The following is a 13,905-nucleotide window of genomic DNA, read 5'->3' as shown; positions in this document are numbered from 1 at the left end:
CCGGGCCTCGCCAAGGCTGTGCGTACAAGGAAACAGGGACGCAGGAACTCTGGGACGCAAGGACTCTTTTCGGGACTCTTCAGGAGGTGGGCGGTGAGCGAGCCGCGGTCCGCGCCGACGGTCGGCCAGGTCGTACTCGGCCGGCGCCTGCTGGACCTGCGGGAACGTGCCGGTCTCAAGCGTGAGGAAGCCGCCCGCATCCTGCGCGTCGCCCCCGCCACGGTCCGGCGCATGGAGATGGCCGAGGTCGCGCTCAAGATCCCGTACCTCCAGCTCCTGCTGAAGGCCTACGGCGTCGGCGACGAGGAGGCCGACGCCTTCGTCCAGCTGGCCGAGGACGCCAACAAACCGGGGTGGTGGCAGCGCTTCCACGACATCCTCCCCGGCTGGTTCTCGCTGTACGTCAGCCTGGAGGGCGCGGCCTCCCTGATCCGTGCCTACGAGCCCCACTTCGTCCCCGGGGTGCTGCAGACCGAGGACTACGCGCGCGGCGTGCTGCGCTCGGGCGCCATCGGGCAGACCCGGCCCGACGACATCGAGCGCCACGTCGACCTGCGCATGCAACGCCAGGAACTGCTCACCCGTAAGGACGCACCCCGGCTGTGGGTCGTGATGGACGAAACCGCGCTGCGCCGCCCCGTCGGGGGGCCCGAGGTGATGCGCGCCCAGATCGACCGGCTGCTCGAGGCCACGAAGCTGCCCAACGTGACGCTGCAGATCGCTCCGTTCTCGAGCGGGCCGCACCCCGGCACGTACGGGCCCTTCGTGCTGTTCCGATTCGCCATGCCGGAACTGCCGGACATGGTCTACAGCGAGTACCTGACCGGCGCCGTCTATCTCGACGCGCGCGCCGAGGTGGCGACCCACCTCGAGGTCATGGACCGCATGGCGGCGCAGGCCGCCACGGCACATCGCACGAAGGAGATCCTCCGGGATCTCCGCAAGGAGCTGTGAATGAATCGCATCAAGCCCCAGCGCTCGCCACTCAACCGCGCCGAGCGGATCTACAACGGCATGCCCGCCCGCGAACTGGGCAGCGAGGGCTGGCACAAGCCGTGGAGCGGAGGCAACGGAGGCAACTGCCTGGAGGCCATGAAGCTCGCCGACGGCCGGATCGCGGTGCGGCAGTCCACCGACCCGGACGGGCCGGCGCTCATCTACACCTCGGCCGAGATGACAGCCTTCATCGAGGGAGCGAAGGCTGGAGAGGCGGACTTCCTTCTGTCCTGAAACGTGCACCCCCTTTGATTGTTTGTTCTTAAGCTGTTTGGCACTGAGTTGACCACCGATCCGATCGCGCCCCGCGCGGATGTACGACCGGTATCCCGGCGGAGAGGACGGAGTACCTCCAGACCGACGTCCGGGATCCGGTCGCCCATGGCGACCGCACCCCGGTCAGGCCGTCATCGGCCGGTCGTCCGGACCGACCGGGGCCGGCAGCCGGGTGCCGCCACCCGACAGGTGCCGGTCGACGGCCGCCGCGACCGAACGCCCCTCCGCGATCGCCCAGACGACCAGTGACTGCCCGCGTGCCGCGTCCCCGGCGGCGAACACCCCCGGAACATTGGTCGCGAAGTCCCGGTCCCGGGCGATCGTGCCACGGGGCTCCATGTCCAGTCCCAGTCCGTCGACGAGCCCGTCCCGCCGGTCGGGCCCCGAGAAGCCCAGGGCGAGGAGGACCAGGTCGGCGGGGAGCGACCGCTCGCTGCCGGGCAGTGGACGGCGACCGGCGTCCACCCCGACCAGATGCAGCGCACGCACATGCCCCCGCTCGTCGCCGGTGAAGCGGAGCGTGGACGCCGCGAACAGCCGCGCGTCCGCGTCCGCCGCCGGCGCCGACCCCAGGTCGCGTGCCTCCTCGTGCGCCGCCGACAGCCGGTACAGGCGCGGATAGGTGGGCCAGGGCTCGGCCTGCTCGTCGCGCTCCGCACCCGGCTGCGCGTAGATGTCCAGCTGCGTCACGGACGCGGCCCGCTCCCGCACCGCCGTACCGAGACAGTCCGCGCCCGTGTCGCCACCACCGACGATGACGACATGCCGCCCGGCGGCGGACAGCGGGGAGGACTCGAGGTCGCCCTCGCACACCCGGTTGGCCAGCGGCAGGTACTCCATCGCCTGATGCACCCCCGCCAGTTCCCGGCCCGGCACGGTCAGCTCGCGCCACGCCGTCGCCCCGGTGGCGATCACCACCGCGTCGTAGCGAGCCCGCAGCCCGGCGGCGTCCACGTCCCGTCCGACCGCCGTCGAGGTACGGAACCTCGTGCCCTCCGCCCGCATCTGGCCGACGCGCCGCTCCAGGTGCCGCTTCTCCATCTTGAACTCGGGGATCCCGTACCGCAGCAGCCCCCCGATCCGGTCGTCCCGCTCGTACACCGCGACCGTGTGCCCGGCCCGGGTCAACTGCTGCGCCGCCGCGAGACCCGTGGGTCCCGAGCCGATCACCGCCACCGTCCTGCCGGACAGCCGCTCCGGCGGCCGGGGCGGCACGAAGCCCTCCTCCCAGGCCATGTCCCCGATCGCGCACTCGACGTTCTTGATGGTGACGGCGGGCTGGTTGATCGCGAGCACACAGCCCGCCTCGCACGGCGCCGGGCACAACCGGCCGGTGAACTCCGGGAAGTTGTTCGTGGCGTGCAGCCGCTCGCTCGCCGCCCGCCAGTCCGACCGGGAGACCAGGTCGTTCCACTCCGGGATCAGGTTGCCCAGGGGACAGGCCTCGTGGCAGAAGGGGACGCCGCAGTCCATGCACCGGTCGGCCTGCCGGCCGACGATCGGCAGCAGCGCTCCCGGGACGTACACCTCGTCCCAGTCCCGGACCCGCTCCCCGGCCGGCCTGCGGGGCCACTCCTCGCGGGGTGTCGTCAGGAAACCCTTGGGATCGGCCATGGCCGTCTTCCTTGCCTGCGCGGTGGCTGGCCGTGCGCCGTGGGGCGGCACTCTCCCGCTCCACGATACGACCGGTCCGCCCCGCGCGCAGAGCGCCGCCGGACGGCTCCTCGCCCACGGCGTCCCGACTCAGGCGAGGGCCAGCACGTACGCCACCGCCGCGGCGGCCGAGGCAACCGCACGCACGTGGTTCCAGGCGGTCCACTCGCGCACGTAGGCCGGCCAGCGCTCGGCCGCCTCCGTGGAGCCCGGCTCCAGCCGGAGCAGCGCGGCGTTGCGCGGCACGTTGGCCGCGCGGTCACCCCGAACGATCCGACCAGGTAGAGCCCGCTGCCCAGCAGCAGCTCCACCGCCGCCTCCTCCGGCCACAGCACCAGCGTGGCCACGGCGATCACCGCGGCCAGCACCGCCGTCCCGAGGAACACCGACATGAAGGCCGGCCGTACGGCGGCCGTGTTGATCGCGTTCATCGCGGCGACCCCCTGGGCGGGCGGCAGTGCGGCGAGCCCCCGCATGACGAAGGTGGAGAACGCACAGAAGACACCAGCGGTCACACCGGTCCCGAGCACGCCCAGCACCGTCAGTACGAAGTACGGCCCCTCGCCCATGTCGCGTCAACTCCCACTCGTCGAACGGCTGTCGGTCCGGTGCACGCCCTCGCGGCGTCACCGCCCGTCGGTCCCCCCAAGTCAACCTCCGCACCGGCACGGTGACCATGGCCGAGCGCCGCGGCCCCATGCGCGAGCGTCCAGCAGGGCGAGGCGCCGTCCGGCGCGGCAACCGTCGTGTCGACCGACGCGGCAGCTGACGCATCATGGGCGGGTGCGACTGGAAGCGATCACCTGGGACCGGCTCGGCGACCGGCTCGCCGAGCGACTGCTCGACCTGGAGCCCACCGACGGCAGTGCCTGGACGCGCGTCGCCCTCGACGGCGCCCCCGCCGCCCGTCCCGGCGACCTCGCCGAACGGGTCAGTGAGGCGTTGCGCGTGCGCGGACGCCCGTCCCTCGTCGTCGGAACGCCGGGCTTCCTGCGCCCCGCCTCGCTCCGCCTGGAGTACGGGCACCAGGACGTCGAGTCCTACTACAACGGCTGGTACGACACCGGTGCTCTGTGGCGTGAGGTCTTCGACCCCCTCGGTCCCGGCGGCGACGGGCGGGTCCTGCCCGACCTGTGGGACCCGGTCACCGACCGAGCCACCCGCAGCCCCTACGCCCAACTCCCTCCCGGCGGTGCGCTGCTGCTCCACGGGCCCTTTCTGCTCCGTCACTGGTTCCCCCTCGATCTGAGCGTCCATCTCGTCCTCACCCCGGGCGCCCTGCGTCGCCGCACCCCCGAGACCGAGCAGTGGACCCTGCCCGCCTTCGATCGCTACGACGAGGAGACCGACCCCTCGGGCACCGCGGACGTCCTCGTGCGCGCCGACGATCCACGGCATCCCGCCTGGAGCGGCTGACCGGAGCGGCTGACCCGGTGCGGCTGACCCGGTGCGGGCCGGCCCGGTGCGGGCCGGCCCCTCAGAGCCAGCCGTTGCGCCGGAAACCCCGGTGCAGCGCCAGGCAGCCGACGGCTATCACGCCGAGGACCAGGCCGTAGCCGTACCGCCAGCCCAGTTCCGGCATGTGGTCGAAGTTCATGCCGTACACGCCGCAGATCATCGTGGGCACCGCGACGATGGCGGCCCAGGCCGTGATCTTCCGCATGTCCTCGTTCTGCGCGACCGTCACGCGGGCCAGGTGCGCCTGGAGGATGGAGTTGAGGAGTTCGTCGAACGCCGCGATCTGCTCGGTGGCCCGCAGCAGGTGGTCGGCGACGTCGCGGAAGTAGGCCTGTATCTCCGGCTCGACAACGCGGAACGGCCGGGTGGCCAGCTCCTCCAGCGGCCGGCCGAGCGGCACCACGGCCCGCCGCAGCTCCAGGAGTTCACGCTTGAGCTGGTAGATGCGACCCGGGTCGGCCCGGGCACCGTTCTCCGCGAACACCTCGGTCTCGACGCGGTCGATGTCCCCCTGGACCGACTCGATGACGCTCAGGAAGTCGTCCACCACATGGTCCGCGATCGCGTGCAGTACCGCCGACGGACCCTTGGCGAGCTGGGCCGGATCGGACTCCAGTCCCTCCCGCAGCGGTCCCAGCGAGCCGTGCCTCCCGTGCCGCACGGTGATCACGAAGTCCTGCCCGGCGAACACCATGATCTCGCCGGTGCTCACCACCTCGCTGGTGGCCGTCAGCTCCTCGTGCTCCACGTAGCAGACCGTCTTGAACACGGCGAAGAGCGTCTCTCCGTACCGCTCCACCTTGGGCCTCTGGTGGGCCTCGATCGCGTCCTCGACCGCCAGCGGATGCAGCTCGAAGAGCTCCGCGACACCCTCGAACTCCTGGTCCGTCGGCTCGTGCAGGCCGAGCCAGACGAAACCCTCCCCGCGCCTGCGCATCCGCGCCACGACGTCGACCGGATCGCCGGCCTCGGGCATGCGGACACCGTCCCGGTAGGTCACGCAGTTCACCACCGAGGAACCCAGCGGGGAGCGGGCGGGGTGGCTCAGGTCCACCCGCGGCCGCCGGCGGGCCAGCCGTGCCACCTTCCGCAGGCCGCCGACCCTGCCCAGCCCCGTGACCTTCCGCAAATTGCCCGCCATGGTCATTCGAATCTCCCCGCGTGGGTCCCCTCGCGCTGTGCTTCCCGCGCCTTGGCAGGCCAGTTTGCCAGGCCGGCGGGCACGGCGAACGCGCCTGTGGAAACGGGGAATTCCGCTTTGTTCCCGCCTGTGGACGGACCGTTCGGGCCCGCACGCCTCGTCCCGAGCCGACCCGGCCGTCGCGGAGGGGGCCCGCGTGCCGGAGCGTCGCCCACTTCGGGCAAGCGGGACAACTGGGATGATCGCAGCATGACGCGAACCGACGGATACCTCCTCGACAACGGGCAGTCCGAGGCGGCGGAGCGCTTCGACGCCTTCGCCACGCTCTTCGACCCCACGACGTTCCGGCACCTGGAGGCACTCGGCGTCGGCCCCGGCTGGCGCTGCTGGGAGGTCGGAGCCGGAGGCACCTCCGTGGCGTCGTGGCTGGCCAAGCGGGTGGGACCGACCGGCAGGGTCCTCGCGACGGACATCGACACCTCGCGGGTCGCCCCGGCCGGCCGGCCGCCGGTCGAGGTGCGCGTGCACGACGTGGGGGCGGAGGAACCGCCCGGGGACGGCTTCGACCTGGTCCACGCACGCCTCGTCCTCGTCCATGTGCCCGACCGGGACAGGGCGTTGCGGTCGATGATCAAGGCCTTGCGTCCCGGTGGCCGCCTCCTGGTCGAGGACGCCGATCCGGCACTCCAGCCCCTGCTCTGCCCCGACGAGCACGGACCCGAGCAGGAGCTGGCGAACCGGCTCCGGCACGGCTTCCGCCAACTGCTGTCCCGTCGCGGCGCCGACCTCTCCTACGGCCGCCGACTGCCCCGGCTGCTCCGGGAGGCGGGACTGCGCCGAGTGGAGGCCGACGCCTACTTCCCGGTCACCTCACCCGCGTGCGCCGCGCTGGAGTCCGCGACGGTACGACAGATCCGCGACCAGCTGGTCGCCGCCCAAGTGGCCACCCACGACGACATCGACCGCCACCTCGCGAACGTCGCGTCCGGCGGTATGGACCTCGCAACGGCGCCGATGATCTCGGCGTGGGGACGCAAGGGGTGACCCCTGAGCCCCGCTAACCGTCGCCCGGCCCCCGGCCGGCCGCTCGTGGCGGTCTCCCGCCCACCCGTTCGACCGCCCGTGCGCCCGCCCGGCACCCGGCGGCCGTGGCCTCCTCGGCCGCCGCGCCCGCGAGCAGCGCGGCGAGGAACGCGCCGGTGAAGGCGTCGCCGGCGCCCGTGCTGTCCCGCGGTACCGCCGTGACCGCGGCGACCCGCGCGCCCACGGTGCCGGACCGCGCCACCAGGGCCCCCTCCGCCCCCTGCTTGACGATCACCAGCGGAACGTGCCGGCTGAGCTTCGCCGCCGCGTCCGCCGCGTCGGGCAGGCCGGTGAGCAGACACGCCTCGTCACGGCTGGGCAGCAGCACGTCCACGCCCTCGACCAGGCCGAGGAAACGGTCGACGCCCAGCGCGGTGAGGAACCCGGCCGACGCCGGGTCCAGACTCACCGGCACCCCATGCGTACCGGCCGCCGCCAGAGCGACCGACACCAGGGCCCTGCCCGGCTCCGAGAAGAGGAGGTAGCCCGAGAGGTGCAGCCGGCCCACGCCTTCGAGCAGCGTGTCCGACCAGTCGCCCGGCCCGATCCGCAACGCCGCCCCGCTGTCCGTGAGGAACGTCCGCTCGGCCGAGTCGGCGGTGTCGACCAGGCAGATCACCGTCCCCGTGGGCGCCACCGAGTCCACGACGAGGAGCGGACGCACCCCGCAGGCCGTCAGCTCCCGTTCGTGCCACGCGGACGCGTCGGTGCCCACCCGGCCCAGCAGCCGCACGTCCTCGCACCCCTCGTGCGCGGCCCAGCAGGCCACGTTGGCACCCGCCCCGCCGGGCAGCCGCCGGACCGCGGCGACGGTGTCCGTGCCGGCGGCCAGCGGCCCCCGGTGCCGGGCGACGATGTCGGTGACGACGTCCCCGACGACCAGCAGCGCACCGCCCGGGGCGAGGCTCATGCCGCGGTCCAGGCCGCCGCGATCCGGGCCGCCAGCCGCACGTTCCCCCGCACCGCCGCCAGGTTGGCGCTCAGCGAGGCGCCGTCGGTGAGCCGCACCAGGCGTTCGAGGAGGAACGGCGTGACCGCCTGGCCCGACACCCCCTCCGCCTCGCAGGCGTGCAGCGCGTCGGCGAGCACGCGCGCGTGGAGCACGGGATCGAGCTGCTCCTCCTCGGGAACGGGGTTGGCGACCACGAGCGCGGACCGCGGTCCGTCCAGCGCGTCCTGCGCCCGCATGACCGCCGCCACCTGTCCCGGGTCGTCCAGCCTCCAGTCCACCGGATGTCCCGAGTCGGACAGGTAGAAGCCGGGGAAGCGGTCCGTCCCGTAACCGGCCACCGCGACCCCCAGCGTCTCCAGCCGCTGCAGGGTCGCCGGTACGTCCAGAATGGACTTCACGCCCGCGCAGACCACCGTGATCCGGGTGCGGGCCAGCAGACCCAGGTCGGCCGACTCGTCCTGCGTCACCGTCCACTCCCGGTGGACGCCGCCCAGCCCGCCGGTGGCGAACACCCGTACGCCCGCGAGGTCCGCCAGCAGGGCGGTCGCCGAGACGGTGGTCGCCCCGCTCGCACCGGAGGCCACCGCGAGCGGCAGGTCCCGGTGTCCCAATTTGCGGATGCCGTCCTCGTTGGCGACCTGCTCCAGCTGCTCCTTGTCCAGGCCGACATGCGGCCGGCCGTCCAGCACGGCGATCGTCGCCGGTACCGCGCCCTCCCGGCGCACCGCCTCCTCCAGCTCCCGCGCCACCAGCAGATTGCGCGGGCGGGGCAAGCCGTGCGCGATGATCGTGGACTCCAGGGCCACCACGGGGCGACGCGCGTCAATCGCCTCCCGTACCTCTTCCGACACCACCAGCATCACGCGCCTGCCTCCTGTCCGACGGTTCTCCCTCAGCCTCAGCTCCGGTCTCCCTCATCCCTGGCGGGCGCGGGACCGGGTCAAACCCCGACGGCGCCGGAACGGGCCCCTTGCGGCCCCCGGAGCCGACCATGAACCTGGGAGCCATGACGGACATGACGACACGTCTCGACCACATCGTCCTCTGGGTGCGCGACCCGGTCGCCGCGGCCGGCTTCTACGAGAAGAACCTGGGCCTCGAGCCCCTGCGGATCACCGAGTACGCGGCGGGGACCGTGAGCTTCCCCTCCGTGCGCCTCAACGACGAGACCATCCTCGATCTCGCGCCGCACGCCATGGCGGACCGCATGCGTATGCTCCCCGGCGCCGACACCAGTGCCGGGCATCCCGTCAACCACATCTGCGTGTCCCTGTCCCCGCACGACTTCGACGCCCTGCGCACCCGCCTGGAGGAGCAGTCCGTCCCGGTCTCGGACCTCTCGTACGACTCCTACGGCGCCCGCGGCATGGCCAGGCGAAGCTTCTACTTCGGCGACCCGGACGGCAACATCATCGAGGCCCGGCACTACGAGTAGCCCCGCCCGGCCGCTGTCCGCCCCTCAGAACAGCGGCTCGGGCAGCACACCCTCCAGCGCGAGCAGCCGCCGCTTGGTGTCCACGCCACCGCCGAACCCGCCGATGCCGCCGTCGCTCTCCACGACCCGGTGGCACGGCACGACGACCGGCAGCGGATTGGCCCCCATGGCCATGCCCACCGCCTGAGCGGCACCTGGCTGGCCCACCCGGCCGGCCAGGTCGCCGTAACCGACGACCGAGCCGTAGGGGACGCCGGACGCCAGCTCGCGCAGCACCTGACGGTTGAAGCCCGAGATCAGCGACCAGTCCAACGGCAGCTCGAAGTCGCGCCTCCGGCCCGCGAAGTACGCCTCGACCTGGCGTATCGCCTCGGCCAGCAGCGGGGAGCCGGGCGCCTCGACCGGCTCCGTGCCCAGCCGGGCCGCGAGCCTTTCGAGTGCCCGGCCGCGCGTGGCGTCGGTGGCGTGGAACACGACGTTGACGAGACCGTCGTGGGTGGCGGCCAGCAGCAGCGGACCTATGTCGGTGCCGACGACGGTCCACCCGACCTGCTGCTCGTACTGCCCGTGGCTGTCCATGCGCCCACCGTACGGCCCGCCACTGACAACGCCCGGGTCAGTCCACGGCGTCCCGCACCACGTCGGGCTTGTTGGTGATGATGCCGTCGACGTCGTACCCGGCGACCCGGCGCGCGGTGTCCGCGTCGTTCACCGTCCAGGTGAGGACCTCCAGCGGCCTGCCGTGCGGCCCGGTGAACGCGTGGACCGCGGACACGTAGCTCATGGAGAGGGAGCCGTACGACGGGTTGATCTGGTCGGCGAACTCCGCGTACGCCGGCAGCTCCGAGACGGCCGGGGTGCCGAGGAACCCGGTCTTGACGGCGGGCTTGAGGTCGTGGACCGTCCGGATGCTGTCGGCGTCGAAGCTCTGCACGACCAGCCGCCCCGCCACGTGCCGCCGGTCGAGCCAGCCCTCGTTGGCGAGGACCTTGAGGGTCTGCCGTTCGATGCCCGGGTACAGCCCCGGGCTCTTCAGCTCCAGCAGCAGCTTCTGGTGGTTGTGCTCCACGCGGTGCACGTACTGCTCCAGCGTCGGCACGCGCGCGCCCGCGTACTCGGACCCGAACCAGCTCCCCGCGTCCAGCCGCGCGATCTCGGCGGCGGTGAAGTCCTTCACCTTCCAGGGCGAGCGGTCGGGGAAGACCTCCTCCACGTCGGTCGTCCGGGCCAGGCTCTCGTCGTGGAGGACGACCAGTTCGCCGTCCCGGGTGCGCTGGACGTCGTTCTCCACCCAGCGGATGCCGAGCTCGGCCGCCCGGTCCACGGCGGCCAGCGTGTTCTCCGGCGCGTACCCGGAAGCACCCCGGTGGGCCACGACCGTGGGCCCCTCGTCCCCCGCCTCGTCCGCCCGCGCGTGCGAGAGCGGAGCCGTGAGGGCGACTCCAAGAAGGGCGGTGGTCGTGACGGCTACTGCGCGCACGTGCATGCGTACTCCTCGCGTCGAACGATCACGGACAGCACCACTGTGACATCAGAGAGTCAACGAAAGGGGGGTGCGGAGTGGCCACAGACTGAATGGAGTTGCTCAACTACGCTCACGGGGGCGGCACAACTGGGGCGAGACCGTGATTCTTTGCCGGAGAATCGTTCGACCATTCCGGTGGACGCCATACTCTCTGCCCCGACCCTGAATCGTTCGCGCGGTCCTGGGAGGGGGCGCACATCAGGAGAATCCGGGACACCACCGGGGCGTACGAAGGCGGAAGGGCAGCCGCACATGCACAGCACGGTCCACGGATTCAGCTACGGACTCGTCACACCGCTGGTGGCCTATCTCATGGCCTGCCTCGGCGGCGCCCTGGGTCTGCGCTGCACCGCCAGGGCCGTACTGGTCAGCCGTTCCTGGCGCCCCGGCTGGCTCGCCCTCGGCTCGGCGGCGATCGGCTCCGGCATCTGGACCATGCACTTCGTCGCGATGATGGGTTTCACGATCGAGCACACCCCGATCCGCTACGACTGGCTGATGACCTTCGCCAGCCTGGCCGTCGCCATCGTCATGGTGGGTGTCGGGATCTTCATCGTCGGCTACCGGGGCGCCCGCGGGACCGCCCTGTTCACCGGCGGCACCATCACCGGCCTGGGCATCGCCTCCATGCACTACCTGGGAATGGCCGGTATGCACCTGGACGGACAGCTGACGTACAACACGTTCACCGTCGCCGTGTCCGTCGTCATAGCCATGGCCGCCGCCACCGCCGCCCTGTGGGCGGCCGGACAGGTCCGGGGCTTCCTGTGGAGTGTGGGCGCGGCCCTGATCATGGGACTGGCCGTCACCGGCATGCACTACACGGGAATGGCCGCGGTCGAGGTCCACCTCAGCGGCACGGCCGAGCCCTCCGTCGGCGGATCGCCCGCCGAACTGCTCGCCCCCATGCTGATCGGCCCCCTCGCCTTCCTCCTCCTCGCCGGCGTCGTCGTTATGTTCGACCCGCTGATGGTGATGGGAAGGCCCACCGTAGTCCCCGCCGAGCGGAAGCCGGGCATCCCCGCCCACAGCGAGGTCCCGCGCACCATCCGCCACCCGGCGCACCACCCCGCGCGCCGCACCCGCCGTCCCCTCGTCCACCGGCGCTCCCGCACCCCGCAGAACCGCTGACCGGGACCGGTTGTCAGTGCGGGGTCGTACGGTGGAACCCATGCGGCCCGTTTCCCAGATCGAACGCACGGTGGCGCCCTTCGAGGTCGTCAGTCCCTACCAGCCGAGCGGCGACCAGCCCACGGCCATCGCCGAGCTGGACCGGCGCGTCCAGGCGGGCGAGAAGGACGTCGTCCTGCTCGGCGCGACCGGCACCGGAAAGTCCGCCACCACCGCGTGGATGATCGAGAAGCTCCAGCGCCCCACCCTGGTGATGGCGCCGAACAAGACCCTGGCCGCCCAGCTGGCCAACGAGTTCCGCGAGCTGCTGCCCAACAACGCCGTCGAGTACTTCGTCTCGTACTACGACTACTACCAGCCCGAGGCGTACGTCCCCCAGTCGGACACCTACATCGAGAAGGACTCCTCGATCAACGAGGAGGTGGAGCGCCTGCGCCACTCCGCCACCAACTCGCTGCTCACCCGCCGTGACGTCATCGTGGTCGCCTCCGTGTCCTGCATCTACGGCCTCGGCACCCCGCAGGAGTACGTGGACCGCATGGTCCCGCTGCGGGTCGGGGAGGAGCACGACCGGGACGAGCTGCTGCGCCGCTTCGTCGACATCCAGTACACGCGCAACGACGTGGCCTTCGCCCGCGGCACCTTCCGGGTGCGCGGCGACACCATCGAGATCTTCCCGGTCTACGAGGAGCTGGCCGTCCGCATCGAGATGTTCGGCGACGAGATCGAGGCCCTGTCCACGCTCCACCCGGTCACCGGCGAGATCATCAGCGACGACCAGCAGCTGTACGTCTTCCCGGCCTCCCACTACGTCGCCGGGCCCGAGCGCCTGGAGCGGGCGGTCAACGACATCGAGAAGGAGCTGGTCGAGCGCCTGACCGAGCTGGAGAAGCAGGGCAAGCTCCTGGAGGCCCAGCGGCTGCGCATGCGCACCACGTACGACATCGAGATGCTCCGCCAGATCGGCTCCTGCTCCGGTGTGGAGAACTACTCGATGCACTTCGACGGCCGCTCACCCGGCTCCCCGCCGAACACGCTGCTCGACTACTTCCCGGACGACTTCCTGCTCGTCATCGACGAGTCGCACGTCACCGTGCCGCAGATCGGCGCCATGTACGAGGGCGACGCCTCCCGCAAGCGGACCCTGGTCGACCACGGCTTCCGGCTGCCCTCCGCCCTCGACAACCGCCCGCTGAAGTGGGAGGAGTTCCAGGAGCGCGTCGGTCAGACCGTCTATCTGTCGGCGACCCCGGGGGCCTACGAGCTCTCCCGTTCGGACGGCGCCGTGGAGCAGATCATCCGCCCCACCGGCCTGGTCGACCCGGAGGTCGTCGTCAAGCCCACCGAGGGCCAGATCGACGACCTGGTGCACGAGATCCGCCGGCGTACCGAGAAGGACGAACGCGTCCTGGTCACCACCCTCACCAAGAAGATGGCCGAGGACCTCACCGACTACTTCGTCGAGCTCGGCATCCAGGTCCGCTACCTCCACAGCGACGTCGACACGCTGCGCCGGGTCGAGCTGCTGCGCGAGCTGCGCGCCGGCGAGTACGACGTCCTGGTCGGCATCAACCTGCTCCGCGAGGGCCTCGACCTGCCCGAGGTGTCCCTGGTGGCGATCCTCGACGCCGACAAGGAGGGCTTCCTGCGCTCCGGCACCTCCCTCATCCAGACCATCGGCCGCGCGGCGCGCAATGTCTCCGGCCAGGTTCACATGTACGCGGACAAGATCACGCCGGCGATGGAGAAGGCCATCGACGAGACCAACCGCCGCCGCGAGAAGCAGGTCGCGTTCAACAAGGCGAACGGCGTCGATCCGCAGCCCCTCCGCAAGAAGATCAACGACATCGTGGCGCAGATCGCCCGCGAGGACGTCGACACCGAACAGCTCCTCGGCTCGGGCTACCGCCAGCTGAAGGAGGGCAAGGGCGCCAAGGCTCCCGTGCCCGCGCTGGGCGGTCAGGCGGCGGGCGGAACCAAGGCAGCCAGGGGCAGGGCCAAGGAGACGGCGGTGACCGACCGTCCCGCGGCGGAGCTGGCCGAGCAGATCGAGGACCTCACCACCCGGATGCGGGCGGCCGCGGCCGACCTCCAGTTCGAGATCGCGGCCCGGCTGCGCGACGAGGTCTCCGAAATGAAGAAGGAACTGCGCCAGATGCGGGAGGCGGGCCTGGCCTGACGGCCCGTCCGGGCACGCGCTGTGTTGCAAGACCGACACAAAGCGCGGACCGGGGTGGGGCGCTGTCAGTGCCCCT

13 protein-coding genes and 1 pseudogene are annotated in these 13,905 nt (G+C 71.7%); 7 read left to right on the top strand and 7 right to left on the bottom strand.

Translation table 11 applies throughout. The annotated features are described in order from the left end of the window. The first annotated feature begins 93 nt into the window (after positions 1-93). Complete coding sequence (locus C4J65_RS06750) at positions 94-954, top strand: helix-turn-helix transcriptional regulator (protein ID WP_003976840.1); 861 nt, start codon at positions 94-96, stop codon at positions 952-954. Then, the gene (locus C4J65_RS06745) at positions 955-1,230 is read left to right on the top strand and encodes a DUF397 domain-containing protein (protein ID WP_115741572.1); all 276 of its coding nucleotides are present in this window, start codon (positions 955-957) and stop codon (positions 1,228-1,230) included. A gap of 165 nt (positions 1,231-1,395) precedes the next feature. Here C4J65_RS06745 and C4J65_RS06740 read toward each other — a convergent pair whose 3' ends face one another. Beyond that, complete coding sequence (locus C4J65_RS06740; RefSeq protein ID WP_115741571.1) at positions 1,396-2,886, bottom strand: glutamate synthase subunit beta; 1,491 nt, start codon at positions 2,884-2,886, stop codon at positions 1,396-1,398. Between the two features lie 129 nt (positions 2,887-3,015). Continuing rightward, positions 3,016-3,494: pseudogene (locus tag C4J65_RS06735) on the bottom strand (anthrone oxygenase family protein). Positions 3,495-3,708: 214 nt separating this feature from the next. Between C4J65_RS06735 and C4J65_RS06730 the strand changes: the two are divergent. After that, positions 3,709-4,341 (top strand): uridine kinase, encoded by a 633-nt coding sequence (locus tag C4J65_RS06730; RefSeq protein ID WP_115741570.1) that lies wholly within the window; start codon positions 3,709-3,711, stop codon positions 4,339-4,341. 61 nt (positions 4,342-4,402) lie between these two features. Here C4J65_RS06730 and C4J65_RS06725 read toward each other — a convergent pair whose 3' ends face one another. Beyond that, positions 4,403-5,530 carry a magnesium and cobalt transport protein CorA gene (locus C4J65_RS06725; RefSeq protein WP_115741569.1) on the bottom strand — a complete coding sequence of 376 codons (1,128 nt, stop codon included), beginning with the start codon at positions 5,528-5,530 and terminating at the stop codon, positions 4,403-4,405. Positions 5,531-5,773: 243 nt separating this feature from the next. Between C4J65_RS06725 and C4J65_RS06720 the strand changes: the two genes are divergently transcribed. Beyond that, positions 5,774-6,568, top strand: a complete 795-nt coding sequence (locus tag C4J65_RS06720) for a methyltransferase domain-containing protein (RefSeq protein ID WP_115741568.1) — start codon at positions 5,774-5,776, stop codon at positions 6,566-6,568. Between the two features lie 13 nt (positions 6,569-6,581). On the opposite strand, the gene C4J65_RS06715 is transcribed toward C4J65_RS06720, so the two are convergent. Then, complete coding sequence (locus tag C4J65_RS06715; RefSeq protein ID WP_115741567.1) at positions 6,582-7,517, bottom strand: PfkB family carbohydrate kinase; 936 nt, start codon at positions 7,515-7,517, stop codon at positions 6,582-6,584. Next, positions 7,514-8,419, bottom strand: coding sequence for a pseudouridine-5'-phosphate glycosidase (locus C4J65_RS06710; protein ID WP_115741566.1), 906 nt, complete (start codon positions 8,417-8,419; stop codon positions 7,514-7,516). The genes C4J65_RS06715 and C4J65_RS06710 overlap by 4 nt, the downstream gene beginning before the upstream one ends. A 131-nt stretch (positions 8,420-8,550) precedes the next feature. On the opposite strand from C4J65_RS06710, the gene C4J65_RS06705 reads away from it, so the two are divergent. Beyond that, entirely contained in the window at positions 8,551-8,994 is a 444-nt protein-coding gene (locus C4J65_RS06705; protein ID WP_115741565.1) for a VOC family protein, read from the top strand. 24 nt (positions 8,995-9,018) lie between these two features. On the opposite strand, the gene C4J65_RS06700 is transcribed toward C4J65_RS06705, so the two are convergent. Both C4J65_RS06700 and C4J65_RS06695 read right to left on the bottom strand, forming a co-directional pair. Further along, the gene (locus C4J65_RS06700) at positions 9,019-9,573 is read right to left on the bottom strand and encodes a methylated-DNA--[protein]-cysteine S-methyltransferase (protein WP_115741564.1); all 555 of its coding nucleotides are present in this window, start codon (positions 9,571-9,573) and stop codon (positions 9,019-9,021) included. 37 nt (positions 9,574-9,610) lie between these two features. Beyond that, positions 9,611-10,480, bottom strand: coding sequence for a glycerophosphodiester phosphodiesterase family protein (locus C4J65_RS06695; RefSeq protein ID WP_115741563.1), 870 nt, complete (start codon positions 10,478-10,480; stop codon positions 9,611-9,613). Positions 10,481-10,771: 291 nt separating this feature from the next. On the opposite strand from C4J65_RS06695, the gene C4J65_RS06690 reads away from it, so the two are divergent. Then, the gene (locus tag C4J65_RS06690; RefSeq protein ID WP_115741562.1) at positions 10,772-11,650 is read left to right on the top strand and encodes an MHYT domain-containing protein; all 879 of its coding nucleotides are present in this window, start codon (positions 10,772-10,774) and stop codon (positions 11,648-11,650) included. A gap of 40 nt (positions 11,651-11,690) precedes the next feature. Continuing rightward, on the top strand, positions 11,691-13,829 hold the full coding sequence (uvrB, locus tag C4J65_RS06685; protein WP_115741561.1) for an excinuclease ABC subunit UvrB: 2,139 nt from the start codon (positions 11,691-11,693) through the stop codon (positions 13,827-13,829). Positions 13,830-13,905 lie beyond the last annotated feature (76 nt).

This window comes from Streptomyces sp. CB09001 (assembly GCF_003369795.1).
In the GTDB taxonomy this organism is placed as follows: Bacteria; Actinomycetota; Actinomycetes; order Streptomycetales; family Streptomycetaceae; genus Streptomyces.
Note: the sequence above shows the minus strand (reverse complement) of the source record. Positions and strands in the feature narration are given on the sequence as shown.

What these genes read in the sequence shown, in the direction of transcription:
- C4J65_RS06745 (WP_115741572.1), top strand. Translation starts at nt 955, where the DNA reads ATGAATCGCATCAAGCCCCAGCGCTCGCCACTCAACCGCGCCGAGCGG.
- C4J65_RS06720 (WP_115741568.1), top strand. Translation starts at nt 5,774, where the DNA reads ATGACGCGAACCGACGGATACCTCCTCGACAACGGGCAGTCCGAGGCG.
- C4J65_RS06740 (WP_115741571.1), bottom strand. Translation starts at nt 2,886, where the DNA reads ATGGCCGATCCCAAGGGTTTCCTGACGACACCCCGCGAGGAGTGGCCC.
- C4J65_RS06705 (WP_115741565.1), top strand. Translation starts at nt 8,551, where the DNA reads ATGAACCTGGGAGCCATGACGGACATGACGACACGTCTCGACCACATC.
- C4J65_RS06695 (WP_115741563.1), bottom strand. Translation starts at nt 10,480, where the DNA reads ATGCACGTGCGCGCAGTAGCCGTCACGACCACCGCCCTTCTTGGAGTC.
- C4J65_RS06715 (WP_115741567.1), bottom strand. Translation starts at nt 7,517, where the DNA reads ATGAGCCTCGCCCCGGGCGGTGCGCTGCTGGTCGTCGGGGACGTCGTC.
- C4J65_RS06710 (WP_115741566.1), bottom strand. Translation starts at nt 8,419, where the DNA reads ATGCTGGTGGTGTCGGAAGAGGTACGGGAGGCGATTGACGCGCGTCGC.
- C4J65_RS06725 (WP_115741569.1), bottom strand. Translation starts at nt 5,530, where the DNA reads ATGACCATGGCGGGCAATTTGCGGAAGGTCACGGGGCTGGGCAGGGTC.
- C4J65_RS06690 (WP_115741562.1), top strand. Translation starts at nt 10,772, where the DNA reads ATGCACAGCACGGTCCACGGATTCAGCTACGGACTCGTCACACCGCTG.
- C4J65_RS06700 (WP_115741564.1), bottom strand. Translation starts at nt 9,573, where the DNA reads ATGGACAGCCACGGGCAGTACGAGCAGCAGGTCGGGTGGACCGTCGTC.
- uvrB (WP_115741561.1), top strand. Translation starts at nt 11,691, where the DNA reads ATGCGGCCCGTTTCCCAGATCGAACGCACGGTGGCGCCCTTCGAGGTC.